The organism is ANME-2 cluster archaeon (genome assembly GCA_014237145.1).
Lineage (GTDB): Archaea > Halobacteriota > Methanosarcinia > Methanosarcinales > Methanocomedenaceae > Methanocomedens_A.
Map to the genome: position 1 here is coordinate 1 of JAAXOC010000067.1, position 2,504 is coordinate 2,504.

Below are 2,504 nucleotides of genomic sequence, written 5' to 3' on the forward strand. Positions count from 1 at the left end.
ACAGCAATAGGTACATCAATTCCCATATCTAGCAACATTGCTGCTACCTGCTCCACCCCGAATTCATATGCCGGAAGTAAAAAAACAGTAAATCCCAAATTCATAGCTGATCTTAGTTTCAGAGCAGCAGGAGCCGGGTCCCTACCATGTGCAGTAATTACTACAATATCGGATTGGTCGATATGAAGCCTGGCACATGCCGCCTGCAGTGAAGAAATGCCAGGTATCACAACATCCCCTGGTCCGGCATATTTACCCAGTCCTGAAAGGTTCGGGTCTCCTGTAGACAGTACAACCGCATTATCAGGCATTTCATGTAATCTTGAATAATCCTTTATATGTTTGGTCTCACAGCAAATATGTTCTACTGCCAGTTCAATGGCACGCCTGGAACCATAAACCACTTCTGCATCCTCTATAGCCTTTGCTGCTTCCATTGTCAGCATACCCGGACCCACACCCACACCCACGATCTTCACAACACACCACCTGAGTCACGAATTACGGCGCCACTCCTGTCAACGAGCACGATCCTTGCACCTTCTGATCTTTCTACTGCAGCAGCCACTGCATCATCGATCAACTGACTATTTCTATCAGTTTCTATTAATTCCTGTACCGTATTAAACCCTGTTGCAATTAGAATACCAGGCACGGCCCATTTGAGTACCAGGCCTGGCAGGCCGCATATAATTGTTTCACCTTTAGATGCATTAATCCCTTCATCGATCCTGCTGCCTACCATAACTACTGTATGTTCGGGAAACAGCATCTGGGAATAACGCATACCTATTCTTCCTGTAGTCAGTACTACCCTGGATGCATCACTGACCAATTCCATTTTAACCTCACCCAGGTGGTCACTCCATGGTTCGACAAATCCGGTAGTACCTAAAACAGAGATACCCCCCATTACTCCAATAGCAGAATTCAATGTCTTTGCTGACACCTTCCCACCATCAGGTATGGATAATGTAACAACAGCACCCTCAAGTCCGGTCTCGCTCAATCCTTCCTTAATAGCATCCATTATCTGGAGTTTAGGTACAGGATTAATAGCAGGTTCGCCTGCCTTTACCTGCAAGCCTCCTTTTGTGACCGTACCTATACCATCTGCAGCTATCAACGAAATAGCCTTAGCAGGATGCGCTTTGGCTACAAACACCAGCCCGCCTATCACATCACTTGCATGGTCTCCTGGTATTTTCACAACTTCTGCCCTTCCTGCCAAAGCCCTGACATCCAGCTTTGCTCTTATACCGCAAGGTGTGGGAACCGAAACTGTCTTGATCATATCCTTTTTCTTCAGGGACAGGACTGCTGACTTGGCAGCAGCCGCAGATGTAGTTCCCGTAGTAAATCCCCGATTAAGGATATCTCCATTCGAAAGCACTACCAGCAGTCCGTCAGAAACACCCTTTTTAAGTTCATCCAGTGGTATTGCAACCTTATCTATCCATTCCTGCGGAATGGTAAAATTATTTACAGGGTCTATCAGGATCATATTATCAGAATGTGTGTTTCATGCATACTATCTGCGGCTGTATTTCCTGCACATACCTACAAACCTTTCCATGGATGCAGAAGCAGGATGAGTATGCATATAACCAGCCAGTGTATTATATTCCATAAGTCCATCCTTTGCGTCCTCTATCCCCTTCCCTCTATGCATGCTGTATGCAAACCTGGCATCACGGTCGCATTCGGTTACGGAATAATGGAACTCATGTCCTCTTATTACCTGTCCCTTTAATGATAGAGGATTATCACACACAACTTCAGCTTCAGTATATCCCAATGCCTGGAATCTCCCTACCATGCTCGACCTGGTATCCAGTACACCAGCCATTTCATATGTTTTTCCTTTGACTTCAAGACTTTTTCCCAGATACATCAACCCGCCGCATTCCGCATATACTGGCATCCCATCCACGGCAGCCTTCCTGATATCAGTTAGCGCCCTGCCGGATGAGAGTTTGTCAAGAAACAACTCAGGATACCCGCCGCCGAGTATCAATCCATCAATATCAGGCATATCATCTGATAAGGGACTAAAAAATACAAGCTTAGCACCAAGCATTTGTAATTCATCCAGCATTTCCTTATAATAAAAACAAAAAGCACCATCCATTGCTACGCCTATTAGAACATTGAATCGTTTTTCTTTATCGATTTCTTTATCGATTTCTTTATCTATATCTTTATTTTTACCTTCATTTATTTTTTTTATATTTATCGGGATATCAGGTATTGATGATATCCCAAGCAAAGCATTCATATCAACATTTGCATCAATAAAATCTGCAAGTTTATTGTAATCCTGCGTTTGCTCATGAGCCATATACAGTCCCAGATGCCTGGATGGCAGGGAAAGTTCCCTGTTCGAAGGCAGCGAGCCAATTACTGGAATATCAATACCTTCAGCCTTTAGTGCATCTTCCACAAGTTTACGGTGCCTGGGGCTGCCTACCTGATTTAATACCAGTCCGGCAATGTTAACATCC

3 protein-coding genes are annotated in these 2,504 nt (G+C 44.4%); all 3 read right to left on the bottom strand.

Going from position 1 to position 2,504, the window contains the following annotated elements; all coding sequences use genetic code 11:
* A partial coding sequence (cbiE, locus tag HF974_08965; GenBank protein ID MBC2698442.1) for a precorrin-6y C5,15-methyltransferase (decarboxylating) subunit CbiE occupies positions 1–479 on the bottom strand: 479 nt, incomplete at its 3' end.
* Positions 476–1,498, bottom strand: a complete 1,023-nt coding sequence (locus HF974_08970) for a cobalt-precorrin-5B (C(1))-methyltransferase (GenBank protein MBC2698443.1) — start codon at positions 1,496–1,498, stop codon at positions 476–478. The genes cbiE and HF974_08970, both read right to left, overlap by 4 nt.
* Positions 1,499–1,531: 33 nt before the next feature.
* The coding region (cobB, locus tag HF974_08975; protein ID MBC2698444.1) for a hydrogenobyrinic acid a,c-diamide synthase (glutamine-hydrolyzing) at positions 1,532–2,504 on the bottom strand (973 nt) is incomplete at its 5' end.